The organism is Sphingomonas agri (assembly GCF_038148795.1).
Classification (GTDB): Bacteria; Pseudomonadota; Alphaproteobacteria; order Sphingomonadales; family Sphingomonadaceae; genus Sphingomicrobium; species Sphingomicrobium agri.
On record NZ_JBAPEU010000001.1, the window covers coordinates 17410 to 41222 of the forward strand.

The window sequence follows — 23813 nt, forward strand, 5'->3', positions numbered from 1 at the left end:
CCCGATCCCCTTAATAGCGATAGCCAAGCGCAAGCCCGAAAGAGCGTGGCCGGATTACAGCGGCGGCAAGGTTGCCGTTTACATCGCCGAAGAAGCCGACATTGGTGATCCCCCGCGCGTCGGTGAGGTTATGGCCGAATGCATCGATGCGGAAGCGCCCAACGTCGAGCCCCGAATGCGCGTCAATCTGACAGTATGCCGGCAACCGCCTTTGGGAGGCGCCCGCCTCGAAGTCGGCGTAGCGAACTCCGGTATAATGCCAGCTAAGGCCCGCGTGGCCGGTCACGCCTGGGCTCATGGGCCGCTCGTACTCCGCGCCGATCGTCCACTGCCACTTGGGATTGTAAGGCAGCGGGTCTCCCCTGAGGCCGCCCACCGCGGCAGGTGCGTCCTGCGTCAAATGGGCATCGACGAAGGAACCTGTCGCATAAAGCGACAGGGACCGGTCAGGATTCAGTCCCGCGGTAACCTCGACACCTTTGCTGCGCGCTGCTCCTCCGTTCACGTTGACGCCGAGATTGTCTATCTGCGCCAGTAGCTGGATGTTCTTCCAGTCGATGAGGAAGGCTGCGACCTCGAGCGAGAGCAGATGATCGTGGGTCTGTGTCTTCACGCCAACTTCGTAATTCGTCGTGGTGTCGGGCCCGAAGGTCCGCGGGACCGCATCTGACGCAAGGGGAGACACTGCGTTGGGCCCGCCTGGACGATATCCCTTCGCGACGCGCGCATAAACGCGCGTATCGGCGTTCGGCTTGAAGCTCGGCGCAATCGCATAAGTAAAGACGCTATCGGATGAGCGTCCGCTGAAAACCGAACTGCCGACGAGGAGCCCGCCGGTATCCTGTTCTTCCGACTGCTTGTTGTGACTCCAGCGCCCGCCCGCCGTGATGTCGAACTTGGGCACGATATGCCATGTGGCGTTGGCGAAGCCCGCATATTCCGTATAGCGCGAGGGCAAGTCGACGATGACGAGCCCGTCCAGTGAGGGCACCGTATCGCCGCTCACCCCGTCGACCGCGTAGAGATCCTGCCCCAGCCGGTTCTTTTCATGCGTGTAGAAGCCGCCGATCGTCCATTCGAGAACGTCATTGCGCGTCGAGGTCAGCCGCACCTCCTGCGTGAAGCGACGCTGGGTCAAGCGCTGGTTGACGCCGGCGCCGAGCGGCATTCCGAGCGCGCCGGTAAGAAGCGGACCGTAAACCGCGCTCGCATCTTCCAGGATGTGCTGATCAAGAGTCCCGTAGCTGCTGGCGGAAACGAGGCTGGCCGGGCCGAAGTCATATTCGATCGTTGCGTTGTAGATGCGGTCGCGAATGTCATTCGGTTCGGCGATCAGACGCTTGTGAGTGAGCCGGCCGTAGGCGGGATCGAGCGTCACCGGGTCGAGGTCTACCGTGTTGGTGCCGTTGCTCCGGATGTTCTCGAGCATCGCGGACACGCGGATCTTGAGCCGGCTTCCGGGTGCAAGGAGTGCCGAGAAGCGGCCGCCATAGGTGTGTCCGTCGTTGACGTCCCTGCCCTGCGTCGGATCATCAACGTAGCCGGGGTCGCGACGGTAAAAGCCCGTGACCCGGACCGCGGCGTCCTTTGACAGCGGCAGGTTGCCGGCCGCTCGGGCCCACCAGCCAAGGTCACCATGAGAGACGTCCTCGCCTCCGAGTTCCGCTGCGGCGTCGAATGCGCGCGGGTCAGGAGCGATGGTTACATATTTGACCAGTCCGCCAAGAGAATTGGCGCCGTAGAGCGTTCCCTGCGGACCTCTCAGAACCTCCACCCGGGCGATATCGAAGGGGTCGAGATCAGGCGCGAGGACGGCGCCGTTCGCAAGGCTCGTTGCCGATCCGAATGGCGTCTCGTCGATATAGGTGGCAACGGTCGCCCCGACGCCGCCAGTGTTGATGCCTCGGAGCACGATGCGCGAATTGCCCGCCTGGCTCTCGACGACGTTCGCGCTGGGGATCCGTGTCAGATAATCGGACAGACGCTGGGCATGCTGATTGTCCAGTGATGCGCCCGAGATTACCGACACGGACTGGGGAACGTCGATCAGGCGCTGGGTCCGCTTTTGAGCAGTGATGATGATGGCGTTCTGGTCGCCCTGCGATTGGACGGCCGGAGGCTGCGCATTTGGACTGGTCGCATCACTATTCTGGCCAAGCGCCGGATCCGCGATCGCAATCAGGCACGAGCCAACAAGAAACGTCCCGATATTCTGCTGAAACTTCACCCTAGCTCTCCCCGCCAGAATGGTGCCATCATTGCAGGAGTGTTTCAAGATTAGCAACTGGTTTCTGGTCAGGCCATGAATGAAGCAACAATAAAGGGAAAAGGCCCCGCGTCAGGCCGGCCCGGGGAGGGCAACCCGGTGCCTGCGCCGAGCCGTGCGATTCGCGATGTGAGGATTGCGCAGGGCCTCAGCCTGCGGGCTCTCTCGGCTCGCGCGGGCCTGCCTTATTCGACGCTCTCGAAGCTCGAAAATGGCAAGATGACGCTGACCTACGACAAGCTCATCAAGCTTGCGCAGGCCCTCAACGTGGACATCAAGGACCTCCTGGCGAACGCCGAGCAGCGCACTGCTCCGATTGCGGTCGGCCGCCGCAGCGTCACGCGCGCGGGCGAGGCGCTGGACGCCGACTCAGAGAAGCACGTCCATCACTACCCGGCCGCGGATTTGCTCGGAAAAATGATGATTCCGATCATCATCGACGTCCAGGCGAGGAGCGTCGATGAACTTGGCGGGCTGGTCCGCCACGGCGGCGAGGAATATCTCTACGTCCTTCGCGGCTCGATGGAGCTTCATTCCGATCTTTACGCGCCGCTTCCGCTCGGGCCCGGAGACTCGATCTACTTCGATAGCGGCATGGCTCATGGCTATGTCCGCACGAGCACTGAGCCATGCATCGTTCTTGCCGTCTGCGCCGGCCAGGGCATCCAGCAACTCGCCGATACGGCGAGGAAGCGTCAGCATCTGTCGGAGGGCAGGAGCGATCCTCACTGATCGTTTCAATATTTGAAACTTTCGTTTCAATTGCTATGCAGCGTGCATGGCAACGACGACGGCGTCGCGGACGCTAACCCTGGAAAAGGCCGCGATCCGGTTCGCCGAACCGTTCCGGATCACGAACTACGTGTTCGAGGCGATGCCATCGATCGTCGCCAAGATCGAGGAGAGGGGGACGACCGGTCGGGGAGAGGCCGCGGGCGTCTATTATCTGGGCGACGACCAGCAACACATGCTGGAGACGATCGAGACGGTGCGAGCCGAGGTTGAATCCGGCCTCTCGAGAGAGGGGCTTCAGGACATCTTGCCGCCCTGCGGCGGCCGAAACGCGCTTGATTGTGCGCTGTGGGAGCTCGAGGCACGGCTGACGACGCGGCCGGTGTGGCAGCTGGCCGGCGTTCCCGGTCCGAGGGCCCTCGTGACGACCTTCACCCTTCCAGCTGACGATCCTGCAATTCTAGAAACCAAGGTCGAAAGGCTTTCGTTCGCCAAGGCGATCAAGCTGAAGCTTGATGGAAACGTCGATGTCGACCGCGAGCGGATGACGGTGGTGCGAAGAGCGCGGCCTGACGTCTGGCTGGGCGTCGATGCCAATCAGGGATTTGTCGCCAGGGATCTCGAACGATTGGCAAGCGCAGCTCGCGAATTTTCGATTTCGCTCATTGAACAGCCCTTGAAGCGCGGAGACGAAGCGTCTCTCGAAGGCTGGAAGCCGGGAATACCGGTCGCGGCCGACGAGAGCATCCTGGGGCTCGCCGAGCTTCGGCAGCGCGCGTATCACTTTGATGTGATCAATATCAAGCTCGACAAGTGCGGCGGCCTCACCGAGGCCCTGCAAATGGCTCGCGAGGCACGGGCACTTGGTAAGCAGCTGATGGTCGGCAACATGGGCGGCTCGACGCTCGCGATGGCGCCGGCATTTGTACTCGCGCAGCTGTGCGATTTTGTGGATCTCGATGGCCCGTACGGTTTGGCTGACGATCCGCTCGCGAACGAAATCTACAGGGACGGGATGATCTTTGCTCCAGAGAGGATCTGGGGCTCAGGTCAGTGATCCTCCCGTGAAGGGCGAGGCGACGTCCGAAGCTCGCGATCCGCCCGCTTCGCGCGCTTACTGCGTCCTCTTGCGAGCAGCTGCACTTCGCCTGAGCGCGCAATCGAGGACCAGCCGACGCGCGGTCCGCGCAGCGCCTGAATGATCGCCTTGATCACAACGTAGTACATGATCTGGCGGTACCCGAAGCGCTGGGGAATGAGCCACACCAGCAACCGCCAATTCTCCCGCCGCTCGAGCGCGAAGGCGATGAGGCCGGCCGTGAGGTCGATCGCTGCAAAGAGAATCCAGAACAGGGCGATAAGGCGTAGATCGCCCTTCATCGCCGTATAGCCGTGCTCCTGGATTGAGCTGACCGTCCAGAAGATGTTGGCGACGAGCGCCAGGTCGATGATCGGCGAGATCAGCGCGAACAGGAGCTGAAACAGGATTGCCTGGGGGAGGCCGATGAAAGCGAGGCCCGGCGGCCGCCCGGTCGCCATGATGACCTTATGCTTCCAGACGCACTGGATGGTTCCGAAGGCCCAGCGGAAGCGCTGGCGCGCGAGCTGCCGGAAACTCTGGGGCGCTTCGGTCCAGGCGACGGCACCCTGGTCGTAGGCAACGTGCCAGCCGGCCCGCTGGACTGCGATCGTGAGGTCCTGGTCTTCGGCAAGGGTCTGGGGAGGATAGCCGCCGACCTCGAGGATCGCCTGCTTGCGCCAGGCACCCACCGCTCCCGGGACGACTGCCATTGCTCCGAGGCGCGCAAGGGCTCTGCGCTCGAGGTTCTGGGCAGTGATATATTCGAGCGCCTGCCACTTGGTGACGATGTTGACGCGGTTGCCGACCTTGGCGTTGCCGGCAACGGCAGCGAGCCGATCGTCGCCGGCAAACCAGCGCGCAAGCCGCGCAATGGTGCGGGGTTCGAACTGCGTGTCTGCATCGAGCGCGATCACGATTTCGCTTCGGGCCAGCGAAAGCCCCTCGTTCAACGCCCTCGCCTTCCCGCCATTCTCAAGCTTCAGGAGCCGGACCCGCTCATCCCCGCCGAACGCCCGCTCCACGACGTCGGAGGTCGCATCCTTCGAACCGTCGTCGATCACGATCACCTCGAGGCGCACGTCTTCGCTTGCAAGCACGTGGGTCACCGAGCGCTCGATCACCCGTTCTTCGTTGAACGCCGGAATGAGCACGCTGACGAAGGTCTCGGGATCGACCGGCGGACGCTGGATCCCCAATTCCTTCCAGGCAGAGACCAGTCCCAGGCCCGTGAGGACGAGCGCACGGCCAATGCCAAGAACGATCGCGGCGCCGAACAGGAACCCCAGCGCCCGGATTGCAAGACCGATCGTCTCGAAGAGACCAAGGTCGACCCGCGCGGCAAGATGATCCGAGGGCGAGAGCGGCGGCATCGCCTGCTGCGGCGAAAGCCCGGCAAGCTCGGAAACGGGAACGAACCGGTAGCCCTTTGCACGAAGCGTATCGATGAGGATCGGGAGCGCAGCGACGGTCTGGCTGCGGTCACCGCCCGAATCGTGAAGCAGCACGATGTTGCGGCTGCACTGCGATTCTGACTGGTCGTTGCAATTTGTACTCCCGGTCAGCACCCGCTGGAGAACGTTGTTGATGATGACCGGAACTCCGGGCTTCTGCCAATCCTCGCTGTCGACGTGGAGGCCGACCGAGACATAGCCCCGGTTCTGCGCGTCCCAGACGGGCAGGATTTCATCGGCCGTCGTCGGCTCGGCGTCGCCGAAGAAAGGCGCGCGAAAGAGCTTCAGCGTGCGTCCCGTGAACGCTTCGAACAGGCGCTGCGTCGCGTTCAGTTCGAACAGGGTCCGCGTGTTGTCGACCGTTGCGAGATTGGGGTGCGTGTAGGTGTGGCTTCCGACTTCATGGCCCTCGCGGATCATGCGCTCGAGTAGCGAGCGCTGGGTCAGCGCATTCTCGCCGACGATGAAGAAGGTGGCGGGGACGTGCTTCTCCTTGAGGATGTCGAGGATTTTGGGTGTCCACTGCGCGTCCGGCCCGTCGTCGAAGGTCAAGGCAATGAGGCCCGGCTGATAGCCCGTGCGCGTGATCGTGAAGGGCCGGGGAACGCGGACAAAGTCCACGTTCGACAGGAGGCCGTTCCGGCCCAGGGTCAGCCGCCGCTCGCCCGGCGTCGGAAGCGCAGTGATGCGAAGGATTTCCCCCTGGCCTTCGATATCGACGTTGGTCCCTTGCGCGAGGCGCGTGAGGCCCGAGGGCGTACGCGGCATCGCGACGTTGCGCCCGAAGATCGACCACAAGGCGGGGTCTTCCGCGCCGAGGCGCCACAATCCGACGTCGTGAATGCCGGCCCGGTCGAGGAGCGTCAGCTCGTTGAACGCGCTTGCCGCGTCCAGCAGCCAGACGGTGTGCTGGTGTCCCGCCTCGTCCTGGTAGGCGAAGGTGCTGTTTCCCGAGACACGGTCGAAGACGGGCGGCGCATCGCTGTCGCCCGCGTCCACCCAGGCTTCTTCGACATTGTCCGGATCGCCTCCGCCGTCGTGCCAGTCGTAGGCATAGTTGCCGATTGTCACGATGGCCTTGTCGCGGGGTACCTGCCTCAGCGCCGTGGCGATCGAGTTTACCCACCATTGCTGGGAAGCGATCGGCCCTGGCGGACCGTCGTTCGAATGTTCGTCATAGGCCATGACAAAAAGCTTGTCGGCGAGCGCCGCGAAACGCCTCAGATCCCAGTTCTGGTCGACGGGAGTAGCGACCGTCACCAGCCAGCCGTGCTTGGCGAAACGCAGCCGCGCTTCGCGCAGCAGCTCGAGGTAATTGAACTGTGAGGGTCGATCGAGCTGCTCGAAGTCGAACACGGCGCCCGAGGCATGGTTCGCGACGAGAAAGGCTTCGAGCTGATCGAGGAAGTGCCGCCGCGCGCCTGGATCGGCCAGAAGCGACTGGGCGCCGGGCTGGTCTACCTGTCCGTTTTCGAAATTCTGCACCACGGGAAGGATCAGCGGACGATGCGCCGAAGCGTTGATCACCGCTCGGCCGTTGCGATCGGGAAGGATGTTGAATTGGTGACCTGGTCCAGTGACGGTCACCCAGACCGGCGCCAGCCAGTCGAGGTCGCCGATGTGCCGCTGGAGCGAGAAGGTCGAGCTCTCGTCCCACGGCACGTAAAAGCCAACGTAGAGCGGCTTCCTCATGGCGGTTGCAACTGCGGTCGCCTTGCGGGCACCGACCTTTCGCGGACTTGGAGGCTGAGTTCCGAGCAGCCGGCGGATTGCAAGATCGAACTGGCGACTGGTGCGGGCCAGCAGCGAGGACTTGGGCGCGGGCTGAGCGACGCCGTGCTCGAGGGCAACCGGTAATGGCGCCTGCGGCGGGACGACCCGGATGGTCGCGAACAGGGCCGCGACCACCAGAAGGTTCAGGACAACGAACAGGACGATCCCGAGCGTGAAGCGCTTACGGCGCCGCCCAGAAGGGTCGTAGAAGATCTGGCGGTCAAGCATCGATCGCGCGCTACTCAGAGATTGAACGCCGCGCCAATGACGTTTCGTTCATCGACGTTCGCTGAATGTTTCGTTCATCGGCGGCACTGTTTTGTCGGCGTCCAAACCCGCAGATACATCGCCGCACGCGAGGTTCGCAGGAACCGCGATGTCCATCTTCTTGGGTCGGGGGAGATTGAGGGCCGCCATGATGGCGACAAACTCCTCAAGGGTCTTCCCGTTGCCAAGGCGGGGGTTGCGCGCCCGTTCCTGCGCGACGCTGCTGACGCGCCGCTGGTTGTAGTCGTGCGCAGGATAGACGAGTGTCTCCTCGGGAAGCGCGAAGATCTTCTCCCGCACCGAGCGGTAGAGCGTCCCCGCATCACCGTTCTGGAAGTCGGTTCGCCCGCACCCCTCGATCAGCAACGCATCGCCTGTGAATATGTGCGCTTCGCCGGCGGTCTCGATGAGGTAGGCATGATGATCGTCAGTGTGGCCGGGCGTGTAGATGGGCTTCAGTACGAGGGTGCCGATCCTCACCGGCCGTCCTTCGGAAATGGTGAAATCGACACCTTCAGCGCCGCTTGCGGCCGGAAACCCGGCTTTTGATCCGCTGAGTGCTCGAAGCCTGCCGGCGCCCGTCACATGGTCGGCATGGATGTGGGTCTCGAGGGTCGAGGCGAGTTTCAGCCCGAGGCCCGAAACGAGGTCGAGGTCGCGTTCCACGGTCTCGAAGACGGGATCGATAAGCGCCGCTTCCCCCGTCTTCTCGCATGCGAGAAGATAGGTGTAGGTCGACGACATCGGCTCGAACAGCTGGCGAAACAGCATTTGACCCCCTTGCCCACCAAGTGTCTCTTAGCCCATCGGCGGAGCCATGAACATTTGCGTTGTCGGCGCCGGCGCGATCGGGGGCTGGGTAGCAGCAAAGCTCGCGCTCGCCGGCAACCCAGTCATGGCGATCACCAGCCGCGGTGCTCTTGGTTCCGTCACGCTCCTCGAAGGCGGCGCGGCAACGACAGCCACCTTGACGCGAATTGAAGGATCGGCCGACCTTTTGATCCTCGCCGTCAAGGCCACGGCGCTCGCTTCCGCCGCTCAGTCAGCGCGAAACTTCGTCGGACCTGGTACCCTCATCGTCCCCATGCTGAACGGGGTTCCCTGGTGGTTCGTTGAAGGCATGCGGCTGACATCCGTCGATCCCGACGGAAGCGTCGCGGCCGCCCTCCCCTTCGGACAAATTCTCAGCTGCGTCGTCCACGCTTCGTGCAGCCGGTCGGATGAGGGCACAGTCGTCGTGAAGCATGCCGACAAGCTCATCATCGGCGAGCCCCATGGCGGCGAGACGAGCGAGCGGGCCGCACGCCTGTTTACCGTTTTCGACGAGGCAGGCCTTCGTCCTGACCTCAGCGGCAATGTCCGCCGCTCGATCTGGTACAAGCTCTGGGGCAATGCGACGATCAACCCGATGTCTGCATTGGTGCGGGCTCCGTGCGACCGCATCCTCGCCGATGACGAGTGCCGCTCGTGGATGCTGGAGGGCATGGCGGAACTCGCGTCGATCGGGGCAGGTGTCGGCTGCCCGATCAGCGAGAGCGGGGAAGATCGGATGGCCGTCACCGCCAGCCTCGGCTCCTTCAAGACATCGATGCTCCAGGACGTCGAGGCGGGACGGCCGATCGAACTCGAGGCATTGCTCGGAGCTCCGCGCGAAATTGCAGCGATCAAGGGGATAGCGACGCCGGCGCTCGACCGGCTTTACGGGGTCACCAGGTTGATGGCCGCAAGCCTGGGCCTGCTCCCTTGTTCGTCCTGAGGAGGCCGCATCACTCCTCGCTGTTCGGGCGGAATTTATCGTGTCGCGGGCCGCTACCGTTACGCAGGCGATAGAGGGCCACGAGGAGCAGGTCGTACGGCGTCGAGACGAACTCCTTGAGATAGTAGCTGACGAGCCTTGCCGTCGGCACATGTCCCCAGTCGGATGGCATGTGGACTGCGCGGACCTTCCATCCAAGCATCCGCAGAAGGAGCTTGCAGCGGGGGACGTGATAGCGGCTCGTGCAGGCCGCCACCCAGTCGACGTCGATAGTGCGCAGCAGCCGGTCACAATTGACGATGGAGTCGAACGTGTCGGTCGCATCCCGGTCGAAGATGATCGCCGATGGATCGATCCCTGCTGCTGAAAGACGGGAACCGATGACATCAGCCTCTACGATGCCGTTGTCGCCCGCGCCTCCCGTCGCGAGGAAAACCGCATCGTCGAGCCCGCGAGCAACCTCCAATGCCCCCAAGATACGCCTGGCGAGGGTTCCGCTTGGATTTCCATCGGCACGGACTGCGGCTCCAAAGATGATCAGGCAGGCGCTCATTGGCCCGGATTTCCGTGACCAGGATTGCTCGCGGGCGCTACTGGCATCTGGTCCTCTCGTCCGTTGCCGCATCGGGAAATATTCGAGGCCGACTTCAGCGGCATGAAGGTAGCAATACTTCGGTGAATACTGTATAAGTAAAGACAAGCACAGGTTTAGAGTCCATTGGGGCCGACCAAAGGGCTGGCACGATTTCCTCAGGTTGATCTGACGAGGGTGGGCATTGCTCACAGGGGATTGGGCTCATGAGCGAAGAAGAAGGCCAGGCCGGAACCGCGGCTACCCGTAAACCACTGAACTATGCCGGAGCAGGAGTTGTCGGCGGCGCCGGCTTTGCGGCCAGCCTGTTTGGAGTTCTTGGCCTTCAGAAGATCCTCGCGAACACAGACAATTATGCTTCGGGATATCCGATCGCAGTGTTCGGCATGGTCGCCCTGTTCATTCTCGTTTGCGGCGTAGCCTTCGCACCGCTTTCTCAGCGCGGCGCGCAGTTCGTCTGGGTCGGTGTTGTCGCGTTTGCCGGAATAATGATTGCCGGCGCCTATGTCTTTCTCAGGCAGGCCAACAATAATCCGACTGCCTATGTGACCGCTAATTTCATGCCCGACCCCTCGAGCTTTACCGACGTCGACAAGAACAGCAAGCTCCGGCTTGTGATGCAGTACAGGACAAAGAATGGCTCGAGCCAATTCGCGAAGTATGTCGATGGGGTCATCGCGGTTCGAGGAAGGGACGGCATAGACTGGAAGATCGTTGGACTGGACCAGCTGGAAAACAGTTACGTACAAAACTACAACTCAAGTCAGACCTTCAGGAAATCCCTCGAACAAGCCTGTCGCCGCGTTCCGAGCAATTCGCAGAACGGCGTCTGTGACATGGTCAACGCCCAAATGGCTACCGATGCCGGGGACGTCGTGAGACCCTCGCAATGAAGCCGATCTCGCCCGCGAGAAGGACTGCATCACGCGCGATCTCCTGCGCTGCTGCGCTTGTCATCGGCGCGACCTGTTCTCCTGCCGCGGGCGCCCCGGACAAATGCGACCCGGACCGTTCCACGATCGACCGGGCGATTGTGCTGAGGGATTCGGGCCAGCAGCGGCAGGCTGAGGCTGTGCTCAAGGGTCTCCTCAACAGGGACAAGGATAACTTCGGCGCGAATTTCATCCTTGGCACCATCGAGATCTCGTCCGGCGGAGCATCTGCCGACGCGGGATTGAATCGGCTCGTCACCACCGAGAAGAGCTTGGCCAGCAAGGACAAGGAGTGCGCAAAACAGCTGGGCTGGTATTCGATCTACAATTCGATCGGAGCGCAATTCTACCGGAAGAAGAATCTCGACAGGTCGGAGCAGTATCTTCTGCAGGGCTATGCCCATCTGGCGGACATGCCGCTCTACACGAGAAGGCTGATCCTCAGTAACCTTGGCCTGCTCTATTTTGCCAAGGGCGACGTCGATAAATCACAGAAATTCTACCGGGAGGCCGCAAGCGCCGGCAGTCCGGATGCCCGCAAGCGCCTCGCAACCATCCAGCGCATCAAAGGAAGCAACTAGTCCTTTAGAGGACCGCGCCCGAGCAATCGGTCTCGTCGGGCGCTTTGAAGATCAGCTGGTACTCGCGACGACCCGGCCGACACACTCGCCAAAGCCGATGCGAAGGCCCCCGTCCCCCTGGCACCATGCCTTCAAGATCACTTCATCGCCGTCTTCGAGGAAGCTGCGACTTTCCCCGTTTTGCAGCTGCAGGGGCTGCTTGCCGCCATGGCTGATTTCGAGGAGCGAGCCGAGACCGCCCGCATTGTCGGTCGAGAGCGTACCCGTTCCGATGAGATCGCCCGGCTGGAGATTGCATCCGTTCGCGCTGTGATGAGCGACGATCTGGGCTGCACTCCAGTACATCGCCGCGTCCGCCGAACCATGCGAGAGAATGTGCGGAGCAAGTCCTTCATCGCGCATCTTCTTGGTTGTGAGCGTCGCTTCGAGCTGGATCGAAAGGGCGCCGCTTTCGCGATCCGCCGGATCGTTCAAATAAGAGAGCGGCTCCGGGTCACCTGCGGGCCGCGGCGGCATGGCTTTCCGAAATGGCGCAAGCGCCTGGGGACTGACGATCCACGGACTGATGCTCGTCAGGAAATTCTTCGCCAGGAAGGGGCCGAGCGGCTGATATTCCCAGGCCTGGAGATCTCGCGCGGACCAGTCGTTGAGGAGGCAAAAGCCCGCGATGTGATCGCCCGCTTCGCCGACGGGGATGGAGGTTCCAAGCTCGTTGCCCTCGCCGATCCAGATCCCAAGCTCCAGTTCGTAGTCGAGGCGGCGCGTGGGACCATATTCGGGGGCTTCCGCATCCGGAGCCTTACGCTGGCCATTGGGCCGGATGACGGGTTCGCCCGACGCCCGGACCGAGCTTGCCCGGCCATGATAGCCGATCGGCACATATTTATAGTTCGGGAGCAGCGGATTATCGGGCCTGAACTGCTTTCCGACATTGGTCGCGTGATGGATGCCGACGTAGAAGTCGGTGTAATCCCCGATGATGCAGGGGACGTGCAGCCGAACCTCCGTCTGACCGACGAGCTGCGGTTCGACATCGTCCCGATATCTTTCGTCGCTCAGGATTTCGCAGAGCCGGTGGCGCAGCGCCCTTCCCGCCTCCGGGCCACGCGCGAGCCAGCTATTGAGGACTGGCTGCGAGAGGTCTTCGCGCCACTCCTCGTCGAGGAGATCGGCAATTCCCATTAGGTCGAGGACGAAGTCGCCGATCGCAACTCCCGCCTGCCGCCGCCGCTCACCGACCGAAAAGATTCCGAGCGGAAGGTTCTGGATCGGAAAATCGCTGCCCTGCGCGCTCTCGCACCAGCTTCTCAGCGCCGGATCATTGCTTTCATCGATCACGGGAGCTTCGCCTTCGGAAATCCGGTCCAGGCCATGTCATAGTCGGGTTGCGCCCTTTCGAGGGCCCAAGCCGTCGGGCGATAAGGCCAGCAGGTCTCGACCATGAATGCCATCGTTCCCGCGATCTTCACGGGCTTCAATTCAGCTTCGCTCGCCTTGCGCCAGCTCTCAACGTCGGGCCCGTGCCCGCTCATGAGGTTGTGAAGCGACAATCCGCCGGGCTGGAAGCCTTCCGCCTTGGCGTCATAGGCACCCTGGATGAGGCCCATCGCCTCGCTCATGACGTTGCGATGAAACCACGGCGGCCGGAAGGTATCCTCGCCGACCATCCAGCGGGGCGGGAAGATCACGAAATCCGCATTCGCCCGGCCCGGGACATTGCTGGGGCTGGTGAGCACGGTGAAGATCGAGGGGTCGGGATGGTCAAAGCTGATGGTCCCGATCACGTTGAAGCGGGAGAGCTCGTAGCGGCACGGCGCGTAATTCCCGTGCCAGGCGACGACATCGAGCGGGGAATGATCGAGCGTCGTTGACCACAGGCTCCCGAGCGATTTCTGGATGACCTCGGTCGGCTCGTCCTTGTCCTCGAACCACGCGACCGGCGTCTCGAAATCGCGCGGATTGGCAAGGCCGTTCGAGCCGATGGGTCCAAGTTCGGGAAGGCGCAGCGGCAGGCCGTGGTTCTCGGCGACGTAGCCGCGGCTGTCGCCCTCGACCTCGACGCGGAACTTCACTCCGCGGGGCACGAGGCCAATGGAGCCTGGCGCCAGGTCCATTCGCCCCAACTCGGTCAGGACCTGAAGCGTCCCTTCCTGCGGCATGATGAGGAGCTCGCCGTCCGCGTCGACGAAAACGCGGCGTTCCATGCTCCTCGAGGCCCTGTAGAGGTGGACGGCGACGCCTTCGAGATCCTCGGGATGTCGGTTGGCGAGCATGGTCACCATGCCGTCGACGAAATCCTTGTCAGGGGGCAGGTCCGCCGGCGGATGCCAGCGCAGCCGATTAGGTGCAAGCGGTTCCTTGCTCACGCCGGGCGCAAACAGCGGCGCGCCATCATAGCGGACGAAGGGCCGGTGATCGGCCGTCGGGCGCATCCGGTACAGCCACGAGCGGCGGTTCTCATGCCGGGGCGAGGTAAAGCTGCTGCCCGAGAGCTGCTCGGCATAAAGGCCGAACGGGGGCCGCTGCGGGGAGTTGCGGCCCTTGGGAAGTGCTCCCGGAACGGCCTCGCTTTCGAAATGACCGCCGAAACCGGTCATGTAGTGAAGGGCGTCGGTCATCGAAGGGGGAGTTACTGCCTCAACCGCGCACAATCAAACGGGCGCGGCCTCTAAGGACCGCGCCCGAATGCCCGGACGGGGACTCGCAACCCGCCCGCGCAATAGCTGCCCTCTCCTCGTCAGCTATGGTTGACGTTGACGTCGATCTTGTTGGGAATACTGACGTTGGTGCTGTGGCCAAGGCCAAGCTGACCCCGGAAGAGATAGAGCAGCACCAGTACCACGATGATCAGCAGAACGACTGCGAGAACGGCACCGCCGCCTCCGCCGCCACCTGTCTCCACCACGGTCGTGTGTTCGCGCGGACCATCATCGCGATCATCGGCCATTGGAAACTTCTCCTTGCCCTGTTGTGTTGGCGAAACGAACGAACTGCCGCGAGCGGGGTTCCGCTGTGCAGAGGAAGCACCATGAACAGAGGCGCCATCATCATTGCCGCGATCACGATAACGATGGGCGGATGCTCGAGGCACGAGGAGCGCCAGGCCCGTGCTCCAGAGCCTTATCCGGAGCGGCAGACCCCTTCCCGGCTGCCGCCCAGGCCAGCCCCGACGATCGATCCCAAGAGCAATAAAGCTGCCGAGCAGCTGGTCGAAGGCTTCGTCCGGCTGCTGAACGCCGGAAGGTTCAACGATGCCTACATGCTGCTTGGTCCCAATGCCCCGCCGCGGCCGCAATTCGACGAGCGCTTCAAGGGCTATTCCAGCTTGACCGTCTCCTCGGGAGCCGCGGGTCTCCAGGACGGGGCCGCGGGCTCGATCTACGTATCGGTGCCGCTGAAGGTCTCGGGACGCCTACGCGGTCAGCAGCTCGACAAGGACGGGACTGCCGTCTTGAGGCGCGTCAACGATGTTCCTGGTTCGACCGAGGCGCAGCGCCGCTGGCATATCGAACGGATCGACTGGAAGGACAATTAAAGGGCGTTGAGAGCGGCGTTGGCTTCAGCATTTGCTGCCGAATTGTCGCCCTGCGGCTGCGACACGGCGAAATCATAGGCAAACCAGATGATCCCTGCCGCGAAGATGAGGGCCATCCAGCGGCTCTGGAAAATCCAGCTGGTCTTCATCGGGAACATGGCCGCGATTATCGTCGGCGCGATTTAAGATTGGGTTTCCTCGCGCTCGGGCTCGTGGACAGGGGTGATCTCGCGGTAGGGAAAGTTATCGCGGATCCGGGTGTTGAAATAGACGCCCTTGGCAAAGGCGCCGCGGAATGCGTCGGCGACTTCCTGCGGCACGTTCGAATAGACATATTTGCGGCCCGTCGTGAATTCGACCCACAGGTTCGCTTCCATCTCGTCGTAGACAAAACGGCGGATCACGCTCGAAGGCATGATGGTTGTAACGCGTCAGGCGGCCTCTGGAGCCGGAGACGGGGGCCTGCCACCTCGAAGTGCTGCCGCCATGCCGCCGAGCGCAAGGACGGCCCCGGTAATCGCAAGAGCAGTCCAGTGATAGTTTTCGAGCCAGGTTGAAAAGCCCATCGCGATTACCGGCACAATGACGCCCGAGTAGGACGTCTTGGCAGGGCCGATGCGCCGGACCACCGGATAGTAGAGGCTGAAGGTCAGGACCGAGGCGAAGAAGGCAAGATAGAGGATGCCGAGCCAATATGCAGGCCTGCTGTCGAAGACCGGCGGACCGGTCATTCCCCACGCGATCACTGCGTCGATGAGCGCGCCAAGGGCCATCGACCAGGCTAGCAACGCGAAGAGCGGAAAACGGCGAAACTCGCGCCGGGCCTGCGCGACATTGCCGATCGCTGCTCCGAGCATGCCAATGAGCGTTATCCCGATGCCGGCGATGACATGCCGAGTGTCGGCGGGATGCTCGCGAAGCTCATGGACGAAGAGCATCGCGATGCCGGCGACCGCGACGAGCGAGCTCCACGCAAAGCGCCGGGTCGGCCGTTGCCCAAGCCAGGCCCAGCCGAGCAGGGTCGCAGGAATGAGGAGCAGCGCGAAAATCGTTGCGACAACACCCGAGGTAATGAACCGCTCGGCAAGATAGACGGCGTTGAAGTTGACGCAGAATTGCATGACGCCGAGGAAAACCGCCGCTCCCATCCCCCTGGCGCCGATCTTGAGGCTCTCGTTCTTCCACGTGGCGATTGCCGCCATGGCGAACGCGGCAATGATGAAGCGATAGGTCACCGACCATTGCGGCGGCACGATGCCGAGCTGGCTCCGGATGACGATCCAGGTCGAGCCCCAGATCGCCGTGAAAATGATGAAAGGCAGCGTGACGCTGCGAAAGTTCGAGGCGACCTTGCTCACAGGGCAGCGATGGCGGAAGCGAGACTCTCGAGGGCTTCGCCCTGCTGATCCCAGCTCGTGACCAGCCGTATCTGCCCTGGTCCCCAATCGTAGAAATCGAAGCCCCGGGCCCGAAGGCCTGCAGCTTCTTCGTCCGTCACGCGCAAGAAGATCTCATTGGCTTCGACGGGATAGACCAACCGGTCAGGCGCCGCAGTTGCGAGCGCTCTCGCGGCGCCATTCGCCGCGCGGGCATTCTCTAGCCAGAGATCATTCTCGAGCAACGCGAGGACCTGCGCTGCAAGAAAGCGTCCCTTCGAGAGGAGGTGCCCGGCGCGCTTGCGCCTCACCGCGATCTCGTCGGCAAGCTCGGTCCTGAAGAGGATCAGCATTTCGGCGTTAAGCCCGCCATTCTTGACGAAGCCGAAGGAGAGAACATCGACGCCCGCGCGCCAGGTTACGTCGGCAAGGCTTTCGCCGCTGCTCGCCACCGCGTTGGCAAGCCGGGCCCCGTCCATGTGGAACTTGAGGCCACGCCGCCTGGAAAGATCGCCGAGTGCTGCGACTTCGCTCGCGCGGTAGATCATTCCATATTCGGTCGCATTGGTGATCGAGAGCGCTCCAGGCTGAACCTGGTGGACGTCGTCTCGGATCGCATCGCACGCAGCCTCCACCGCTTCCGGGGTGATTTTTGCGCCTGGACCATCGAGAAGGACGAGCTTGGCGCCGCCCGTGAAGAAGCCGGGAGCTCCGGCCTCGTCAACTTCGATATGGGCGTCGCGATGGCAGAGGATCGCCCGGTACGGAGGACACAAGGCGGCGAGCCCAAGACAGTTGGCGGCCGTTCCCGTGGTCACCCAGAAGGCGCGCACCGCGGTTCCGAAGAGCTCTGAAAAGACACCGTCGAGTCGGCTGCTCCATTCATCGCCGTCATAGGCCGTGTCGAGCCTGTTCGCGGCCGCGATCGCTTCGAGCACCTTCGGATGTGCCGGAGCCGCATTGTCGGAGAAGAAGCGCATGGCCGCTGCGTCAAGCGCAAGGCGCGGCGCAAGGCAAGGGCGCTATTCGCTCTCGCCCTTGTCCTCAGTCTCGCGTGAGGCCCTCGACTGAGCCTTGCGCTTTCGAAGGTTTTCACGAAGCGCGGCGGCGAGCCGCTCCTCGCGCTTCCTGTCTTTGTCAGCCATACCAGTGAGATGCGCGCCGAAGGCGCGCGCGGCAACGGGTTGACAGGGCAAGGCCACCCCCCTCATAGGCGCGCGTCCTTCCGACAAAGTGCTGCCGTAGCTCAGTGGTAGAGCGCATCCTTGGTAAGGCTGAGGTCGTGAGTTCAATCCTCACCGGCAGCACCATTCTCGGCCTTGAGGGCCCATCGGACTGGCCAAACGCCGCGTTTCAGAGAAGCTGTGAAGGGGAAGCGAACGCCCCTAGGCGTCGCGGTCGCGGAGCGGCTTTTCTCCGAGCGCGCTCTCAATGCCGCCAGCAACGGCGTCTCCGAGCCAGATGACGGCTCCAAGAAGCAGGACGGCAAGGGCGAGAAGCAAAGCGTCAATCACGAATCGACTCCGTGATTTCCTTTTATACACAATGAATTAAACTCGCAATTAATCGCACATGGAGCTTCTGTCACAATCCGGGACGCTCACCGGGGCCGGTGGGTCGTATCCTTCCCGGGCGTGATGAACAGCGCAACGACAGGCTCCCCGGCGTCGGCAGTATGCCACGCGCCACGCGGATTGATCGCATAATCGCCAGGCCCAAGCTCATAGGACTGGCTGGACCCGTCGGGCAGCTCCTGGTGGAGGCTCATATGGCCCTGGACCACGCAGACGACTTCCTCGCCCTGGGGATGCATCTCCCAGCTCGTCCAGCTTTCCTCGAAACGGAACAGGCTCACGATCCGCCCCTCCGCGAGGTCGTCGGCGTGGCGGCTCCCATATTCATCGTACCACTCGTAGCCCGTGAACTGGGGCTCGGCGACGGCGCTGGCGCCGCTGCCAAGATGGATCGGATAGTCGTAGAGCGATTTGCCCCTGGTCATTGCGCGGTCATCGTGAAGGCATTGAGCTTGTTCCCATCGGGGTCACGGAAGTAGCCCGCGTAGAAGCCGCCCCCGCGGTCGCCGGGCGCTCCCTCGTCGGTCCCGCCGTTCGCAAGCGCGATGTCGTAGAGCTTCTGGACCTGCGCCTCATCCCTCGCTTCGAGCGCGACCATCACGCCGTTGCCGACGGTCGCCCGGTTCCCGTCGAAGGGTCTGGTAAGGCCAATGCCGGCGCCCGCGCCTTCCTTGCCCCAGGCGATGAATTGCTCGTTCTCCATCATCCGGCCGACGCCCAGTTCGCTGCACAGGGCATCGTAGAATTTGGCAGACTTCTCGCGGTCGTTGGTGCCCAGTGTCACATAGCCGATCATCGATGCTCTCCTCCCGAGTCGGGAAGAGAACATTAGAAGAACATCGCTATCAGGTCAAAATCGGCGCGCAGGCATTGCGGAGCCAGTCGAGGTCGCTTCCCGCGAGCCTCGGACCGATCCGCGCAAGGACGTGCGCGTGATAGCAGTTGAGCCATACGAGCTCCTCTGAATCGAGCATCTCGGCATCGATGAGCCGCCGTTCAATGGGCGCGAAGGTCAGGGTCTCGAAGCCAAGCATCTCCTTTTCGGCGCCCTCGATCTGCCGCTCGACGACGAGCACCAGATTCTCGATGCGGATGCCGTATTCGCCGGTCTTGTAATAGCCAGGCTCGTTCGAAAGGATCATGCCGACCTGGAGCGGCTCGTCGCCCCCGCTCTGCGAACTCCCTACCGGCGAGATCCGCTGGGGCCCTTCGTGCACCGAGAGGAAGCTCCCGACGCCGTGGCCGGTGCCGTGCGCATAATCGAGCCCGGCTTCCCACAAGGGTCTCCTTGCAAAGCTGTCGAGCTGACTTCCACGCGTTCCCTTCGGGAATACCGCCGTTGCAATGGCGATGTGACCCTTAAGGACGCGCGTGAAGCGGTCGCGCATCTCTTCGGTCGGTTCACCGATTGCCACGGTCCTTGTGATGTCGGTCGTGCCATCGACATACTGGCCGCCCGAGTCGATCAGGTAGAGCGTGCCCTTCTCGAGCTTGCGATTGGTCTTCTCGCTCGAACGATAATGGACGATGGCGCCGTTGGCCCCGGCGCCTGAGATGCTGTCGAACGAGAGGTCACGAAGCTCGGGGTTCTGCCGCCGAAGCGCCTCGAGGTGATCGGAGGCCGTCAATTCGTCGACATCGCCCTTGGGCGCTTCCTCGTCGATCCAGTGGAGAAACCTTGCGATTGCGGCCCCGTCCCGTTCCTGCGCGGCCTTCTGCCCGGAAATCTCGGCCTCGTTCTTGATGGCCTTTGGAAGGATGGTGGGATCGCGCAGCGTCAGGATCTTTGCACCGGCCTTCTCGAGTGCTTCGAATATCGCTGCAACCGCGCGCTCGGGATCGACGACGACGGTCATGCCCTTGAGGCCCGCAAGGGCGCTTTCGAATTCGCTGCGCTCGTGAAGGCGAACGCCGTTGCCGAGATGCTGGCGGACTTCGGGACCGATCTTCTCCGATGCGACGAAAAAGTCAGCGGTGCCGTCCGCATGCACCAGCGCATAGGCCAGCGCGACCGGCGTATGAGTGACGTCCTGCCCGCGGATATTGAAGGCCCAGGCGATGGAATCGAGCGCGGAAAGCACAGCAGCGTCGGCCTTGTGCTTGGCAAGCCAGTCGCCGATTTCGGTGCGCTTCTCGGCCGCCGACTTCCCGGCGTGCTGATCCGGCTGAACGACGAGGTGGGCCTTGGACGCCTCGGGGCGGTCCTTCCAGATCTCGTCGATGGGATTGCGCTCCACCGGCACCAGCTCGGCGCCGCGGCTTGCAAGGGCCTCCTTCGCCTTCTTCACCCAGTCGCGCGTGTGCAGCCAGGGATCGTAACCGATGCGCGCACCCTCGCCCGCATGCTCCTCGAGCCACTGGGTCGTGCTGGTTTCCGGTACCGACTGGTAGCTCCACTCGGTGGGGCTGACCTGCTGCCTCACCTGCAGCGTGTAGCGGCCATCGACAAAGATCGCAGCCTGCTCGGGCAAGACGACGGCAGAGCCGGCGGAGCCTTCAAAACCTGTCAGCCAGGCAAGACGCTGGGCATAGCTCCCGACATATTCGCTCATATGCTCGTCGGTGAGGGGAACGACGAAACCGTCGAGCTTTTCGGCCTTGAGCTGGTCGCGAAGGGCCTGGAGGCGGTCGGCGTAAGTGGACATGGGCTCTACTCCCGTTCGAGCCTGAGCTAGTCGAAGGGCTAGGGTTATTAAAGACCCTCCTCCCCCGCACGCCCGGTCGCAGCCCAAAGCTTTTGGACTGGACGCGATCTTCGCAACTTGGTTCTAGGACCTCCCATGGACAAGCCTTCGACCCTCCCAAGCCCGCCGACCGCCGAGCGGCGGCCCTATAGTTACGAACGCCACGGAGTGAGGATCGAAGATCCCTGGCACTGGCTGAGGGACCCCAAATATCCCAAAGTCGATGACGAGGACGTCCTTACCTACCTCAAGGAAGAGAACGCCTATTTCGAGGGGTGGAAGGCCAAGCACCAGGCCTTGCTCGACCAGCTGTTCGAAGAGCTCAAGGGCCGCATCAAGGAAGACGAGAGCTCGGTCCCGATCCGCGACGGAGACTATCTCTACTGGTGGGCGTTCAGGACCGGCGCCCAGTATCGGACCTGGTATCGCAAGCCCGCCCTCGGCGGTGACGATCAGGTGCTGTTCGACGAGCCCGTCGAAGCGGAGGGCCGCGAATATTTCCGCCTAGGCGCGCTTGAGGTCAGTCCCGACGGAATGCTCCTCGCAACCCTTGCCGATTATGACGGCTCGGAGCGCTTCGAACTGAGGATCCGCGAGCTTGCGACGGGAAAGGACATCGAGACCGTCACCAAGGTCGGCATCGGCGTTCCCGTATGGACGAGCGACAGCGCCGGCATCGTATTCTGCGAGGTGAACGACAATTGGCGCAGCTACCGTGCCCGCTTTCACCGCCTCGGCAGTCCGGTTGAGGACGACGTCACGCTCTACGAGGAGACCGAGGAGCTCGGATTTTCGGTCGGGGTCGGAAAGTCCCACGACCGCAGCACCATTTTCGTGTCGACGGGCGACAATGCGACGACCGAGGTCCGCTTCGTCTCGGCAGCAGATCCCAAAGCGCCGCTGACGCTCATCTCGCGCCGCAAGCCCAACCGCGAATATCATGTCGACGCCGCGCACGGGAAACTCTGGATCCACACCAACGACGATCACGTGAACTTCCGCCTGGCCCTCGCGGACCCGTCGGACCCTGAAAGATGGCAGACGGTGATCCCGGGTTCCGACCGCGTCTATCTGACGGGTGTGACGGCATACCGCGATCACCTCGCGATCAGCAGCCGCGTGGACGGCCTCGACCAGCTCATCCTTCGCACCTACGAAGGGGCAGAGGCGCGCATTCCGTTTGCAGAAGCAAGCTACAGCGCCTTCTTCATCGGCAACCCGGAATTCGCACCCGAGGCCTATCGCCTCGGCTATTCATCCATGGTCACCCCGACGACCGTCTATGACTATCATCCCCAAACGGGGACACTCGACGTCCTCAAGGTCCAGGAAATCCCGTCGGGCTACGATGCTTCGCAATATGCGACCGAGCGGCTGATGATCGATGCCCGTGACGGCGTGAAGATCCCTGTCTCGGTGGTGTATCGCAAAGGCTTCGAAAAGAACGGCGAGGGAAAGCTCTTTCTCTACGCCTACGGTGCCTATGGCCACGCGATCCCGCCGACCTTCAACACCAACCGAATCAGTCTCCTCGATCGTGGCTGGGCCTGCGCGATCGCGCACATCCGCGGCGGCGACGACCTCGGCTACAAGTGGTTCCTCGATGGAAAGCTCACCAAGCGGACCAACACGTTCAACGACTTCGTCGATGCGGCGAAAGGTCTTGCGGCAGCCAAATTCACGAGGCCCGGCCGCATCGCCATCAACGGCGGATCGGCCGGCGGCGAACTCATGGGTGCAGTGGTAAACTCGGATCCGGAGCTATGGGGCGCGGTGGTTGCCGACGTTCCCTTCGTCGACGTCCTCAACACGATGCTCGACGACACGCTTCCCTTGACCCCGGGCGAGTGGCCCGAATGGGGTAATCCGATCACCGACAAGGAAGCATTCCATTATATCCGGAGCTATTCGCCCTACGACAATGTGAAGTCTCAGGACTATCCGCCCCTCCTGATCACGGGCGGCCTCACCGACCCCCGTGTCACCTATTGGGAGCCCGCCAAGTGGACGGCAAAGCTGCGGGCCGAGAAGACCGACCAGAATATCCTGCTCCTCAAGATCAACATGGGCGCAGGTCATGGCGGTAAGTCCGGGCGCTGGGAGCGGCTGCACGAAGTGGCGGAGACCTACGGGTTCATTCTGACCGAGGTTAAGTGAGCCGGCCTGTTTTCGAACTGACGCTCGAGGCCGGGCCCGAGCACATTGACGAACTGGGACATGTCAACAACGCCGTCTGGGTCCAATGGATTCAGAAGGTCGCGGTCGCCCACTGGGACGCCATCGCCGATCCCGCCCACAAGGACGCCTATTTCTGGGTCGTCGTGCGCCACGAGATCGATTACCTCCGCGCAGCCCACGAGGGCGATCTGATCGTCGCCCGCACCTGGGTCGGGGAAGCGCCCAAGGGCGCGCGCTTCGAGAGGTTCGTCGAATTCACTGGACCCGCCGGGCAAATCTGCGTTCGATCGAAAACGCAGTGGGCCATTATCGACAAGGCGTTGGGACGGCCCATCCGTGTACCTGCACTAGTCATAGCCCCCTTCATTCGCGAAGTGTAATCCACCCGACATGACCCGCCCCATCCTCTACGATTACTGGCGCTCGTCCGCCGCGTACCGCGTCCGCATTGCCCTCAACCTCAAGGGCATCGACTACGAGAGCCGCCCGATCGACCTTCGCGAAGGAGAGCAGAAGGGCGAGGAATATCGCGCCCTCAATCCGCTCGGCCTCGTGCCGATGCTCGAGATCGACGGACACCGGCTCATCCAGAGCCTCGCCATCATCAACTATCTCGATGTCCGCTACCCGAGCCAGCCGCTCATTCCGGTGTCGGGAGCAGAGCGTGCGCACGTCGTCAGCATGGCGCTCACCATCGCCTGTGACATCCATCCGCTCAATAACCTGCGGGTCCTCAAATATCTCAAGAACGAGCTCCGCCACTCGCAGGAAGAGATTGATGGCTGGTACGTGCACTGGATCCTGGAAGGGCTCCCCGCGCTCGAAGCAATCGCTGCGCCGAGGGCCGGCAAGTTCCTGTTCGGCGATGCCCCGACGGGCGCCGACGTCTGCCTCGTTCCGCAGCTCTACAATGCGAGGCGCTACGAAGTCCCCCTCGATGCTTATCCGACGTTGCTGCGCGCCGAAGAGAATGCCAACAAGCTGGAGGCGTTCGCAGCCGCCCACCCGGACCGCCAGCAGGTGCCCGCATGAACC

Annotated in this window: 25 protein-coding genes and 1 tRNA gene; 10 read left to right on the plus strand and 16 right to left on the minus strand. The window is 62.7% G+C overall.

Translation table 11 applies throughout. The annotated features are described in order from the left end of the window. Positions 1–10 precede the first annotated feature (10 nt). Positions 11–2227: a TonB-dependent receptor gene (locus V8192_RS00075; protein ID WP_341631021.1), complete on the minus strand. Its 2217-nt coding sequence runs from the start codon at positions 2225–2227 to the stop codon at positions 11–13. 138 nt (positions 2228–2365) lie between these two features. Between V8192_RS00075 and V8192_RS00080 the strand changes: the two genes are divergently transcribed. Together V8192_RS00080 and V8192_RS00085 are read left to right on the plus strand one after the other, a co-directional pair. After that, the gene (locus tag V8192_RS00080) at positions 2366–2998 is read left to right on the plus strand and encodes a helix-turn-helix domain-containing protein (RefSeq protein WP_341631022.1); all 633 of its coding nucleotides are present in this window, start codon (positions 2366–2368) and stop codon (positions 2996–2998) included. Positions 2999–3044: 46 nt separating this feature from the next. Beyond that, positions 3045–4055: a dipeptide epimerase gene (locus tag V8192_RS00085; protein WP_341631023.1), complete on the plus strand. Its 1011-nt coding sequence runs from the start codon at positions 3045–3047 to the stop codon at positions 4053–4055. Here V8192_RS00085 and V8192_RS00090 read toward each other — a convergent pair. Together V8192_RS00090 and V8192_RS00095 are read right to left on the minus strand one after the other, a co-directional pair. After that, complete coding sequence (locus tag V8192_RS00090) at positions 4049–7531, minus strand: trifunctional glycoside hydrolase family 18/polysaccharide deacetylase/glycosyltransferase family 2 protein (RefSeq protein WP_341631024.1); 3483 nt, start codon at positions 7529–7531, stop codon at positions 4049–4051. The genes V8192_RS00085 and V8192_RS00090 overlap by 7 nt on opposite strands. Positions 7532–7579: 48 nt before the next feature. Further along, positions 7580–8341, minus strand: a complete 762-nt coding sequence (locus V8192_RS00095) for an MBL fold metallo-hydrolase (RefSeq protein ID WP_341631025.1) — start codon at positions 8339–8341, stop codon at positions 7580–7582. Between the two features lie 46 nt (positions 8342–8387). Between V8192_RS00095 and V8192_RS00100 the strand changes: the two genes are divergently transcribed. Further along, positions 8388–9326 (plus strand): ketopantoate reductase family protein, encoded by a 939-nt coding sequence (locus tag V8192_RS00100; protein ID WP_341631026.1) that lies wholly within the window; start codon positions 8388–8390, stop codon positions 9324–9326. Between the two features lie 10 nt (positions 9327–9336). Here the strand turns inward: V8192_RS00100 and V8192_RS00105 are convergent, their stop codons facing one another. Beyond that, positions 9337–9879 (minus strand): YdcF family protein, encoded by a 543-nt coding sequence (locus V8192_RS00105; RefSeq protein ID WP_341631027.1) that lies wholly within the window; start codon positions 9877–9879, stop codon positions 9337–9339. Between the two features lie 245 nt (positions 9880–10124). Between V8192_RS00105 and V8192_RS00110 the strand changes: the two genes are divergently transcribed. Beyond that, positions 10125–10811: a hypothetical protein gene (locus V8192_RS00110; RefSeq protein WP_341631028.1), complete on the plus strand. Its 687-nt coding sequence runs from the start codon at positions 10125–10127 to the stop codon at positions 10809–10811. Beyond that, positions 10808–11431, plus strand: a complete 624-nt coding sequence (locus V8192_RS00115) for a hypothetical protein (RefSeq protein WP_341631029.1) — start codon at positions 10808–10810, stop codon at positions 11429–11431. The genes V8192_RS00110 and V8192_RS00115 overlap by 4 nt, the downstream gene beginning before the upstream one ends. Positions 11432–11482: 51 nt before the next feature. On the opposite strand, the gene fahA is transcribed toward V8192_RS00115, so the two are convergent. From fahA to V8192_RS00130, 3 genes are all read right to left on the minus strand, one after another. Continuing rightward, a complete protein-coding gene (gene fahA, locus V8192_RS00120) occupies positions 11483–12769 on the minus strand; it encodes a fumarylacetoacetase (protein WP_341631030.1) in 1287 nt (428 codons plus the stop codon). Continuing rightward, a complete protein-coding gene (gene hmgA / locus V8192_RS00125; RefSeq protein ID WP_341631031.1) occupies positions 12766–14049 on the minus strand; it encodes a homogentisate 1,2-dioxygenase in 1284 nt (427 codons plus the stop codon). Before hmgA ends, fahA begins: the two co-directional genes overlap by 4 nt. A gap of 119 nt (positions 14050–14168) precedes the next feature. Next, positions 14169–14378, minus strand: coding sequence for a hypothetical protein (locus V8192_RS00130; protein ID WP_341631032.1), 210 nt, complete (start codon positions 14376–14378; stop codon positions 14169–14171). Between the two features lie 81 nt (positions 14379–14459). On the opposite strand from V8192_RS00130, the gene V8192_RS00135 reads away from it, so the two are divergent. Next, positions 14460–14966, plus strand: coding sequence for a hypothetical protein (locus tag V8192_RS00135; protein ID WP_341631033.1), 507 nt, complete (start codon positions 14460–14462; stop codon positions 14964–14966). Here V8192_RS00135 and V8192_RS00140 read toward each other — a convergent pair. Genes V8192_RS00140 through V8192_RS00160 form a run of 5 tightly spaced genes read right to left on the minus strand, consistent with a single transcriptional unit; the run spans position 14963 to position 17487 of the window. Next, the gene (locus V8192_RS00140; protein ID WP_341631034.1) at positions 14963–15115 is read right to left on the minus strand and encodes a hypothetical protein; all 153 of its coding nucleotides are present in this window, start codon (positions 15113–15115) and stop codon (positions 14963–14965) included. The two genes, V8192_RS00135 and V8192_RS00140, sit on opposite strands and share 4 nt — an antisense overlap. A gap of 33 nt (positions 15116–15148) precedes the next feature. After that, entirely contained in the window at positions 15149–15370 is a 222-nt protein-coding gene (locus V8192_RS00145) for a KTSC domain-containing protein (protein ID WP_341631035.1), read from the minus strand. A gap of 27 nt (positions 15371–15397) precedes the next feature. Beyond that, positions 15398–16324 carry a DMT family transporter gene (locus tag V8192_RS00150; RefSeq protein ID WP_341631036.1) on the minus strand — a complete coding sequence of 309 codons (927 nt, stop codon included), beginning with the start codon at positions 16322–16324 and terminating at the stop codon, positions 15398–15400. Next, entirely contained in the window at positions 16321–17322 is a 1002-nt protein-coding gene (locus V8192_RS00155; RefSeq protein WP_341631037.1) for a threonine aldolase family protein, read from the minus strand. The genes V8192_RS00150 and V8192_RS00155 overlap by 4 nt, the downstream gene beginning before the upstream one ends. 42 nt (positions 17323–17364) lie before the next feature. Then, complete coding sequence (locus V8192_RS00160; protein WP_341631038.1) at positions 17365–17487, minus strand: hypothetical protein; 123 nt, start codon at positions 17485–17487, stop codon at positions 17365–17367. A gap of 90 nt (positions 17488–17577) precedes the next feature. On the opposite strand from V8192_RS00160, the gene V8192_RS00165 reads away from it, so the two are divergent. Next, positions 17578–17652 (plus strand) — tRNA-Thr (locus tag V8192_RS00165). Positions 17653–17727: 75 nt separating this feature from the next. On the opposite strand, the gene V8192_RS00170 is transcribed toward V8192_RS00165, so the two are convergent. The 4 genes from V8192_RS00170 to V8192_RS00185 form a co-directional block, all read right to left on the minus strand. After that, entirely contained in the window at positions 17728–17856 is a 129-nt protein-coding gene (locus V8192_RS00170) for a hypothetical protein (RefSeq protein WP_341631039.1), read from the minus strand. Between the two features lie 86 nt (positions 17857–17942). Then, the gene (locus V8192_RS00175) at positions 17943–18341 is read right to left on the minus strand and encodes a cupin domain-containing protein (RefSeq protein WP_341631040.1); all 399 of its coding nucleotides are present in this window, start codon (positions 18339–18341) and stop codon (positions 17943–17945) included. Then, positions 18338–18712: a VOC family protein gene (locus V8192_RS00180; RefSeq protein WP_341631041.1), complete on the minus strand. Its 375-nt coding sequence runs from the start codon at positions 18710–18712 to the stop codon at positions 18338–18340. The genes V8192_RS00175 and V8192_RS00180 overlap by 4 nt, the downstream gene beginning before the upstream one ends. Before the next feature lie 49 nt (positions 18713–18761). Further along, entirely contained in the window at positions 18762–20561 is a 1800-nt protein-coding gene (locus tag V8192_RS00185; protein ID WP_341631042.1) for an aminopeptidase P family protein, read from the minus strand. A 135-nt stretch (positions 20562–20696) separates the two neighbouring features. On the opposite strand from V8192_RS00185, the gene V8192_RS00190 reads away from it, so the two are divergent. From V8192_RS00190 to maiA, 3 genes are read left to right on the plus strand one after another with little or no spacing between them, the layout of a single operon-like run. Continuing rightward, positions 20697–22757: a S9 family peptidase gene (locus V8192_RS00190; protein WP_341631043.1), complete on the plus strand. Its 2061-nt coding sequence runs from the start codon at positions 20697–20699 to the stop codon at positions 22755–22757. Then, positions 22754–23158, plus strand: coding sequence for an acyl-CoA thioesterase (locus V8192_RS00195; protein ID WP_341631044.1), 405 nt, complete (start codon positions 22754–22756; stop codon positions 23156–23158). The genes V8192_RS00190 and V8192_RS00195 overlap by 4 nt, the downstream gene beginning before the upstream one ends. Positions 23159–23168: 10 nt before the next feature. Next, the gene (gene maiA / locus V8192_RS00200) at positions 23169–23810 is read left to right on the plus strand and encodes a maleylacetoacetate isomerase (RefSeq protein WP_341631045.1); all 642 of its coding nucleotides are present in this window, start codon (positions 23169–23171) and stop codon (positions 23808–23810) included. Positions 23811–23813: the final 3 nt, after the last annotated feature.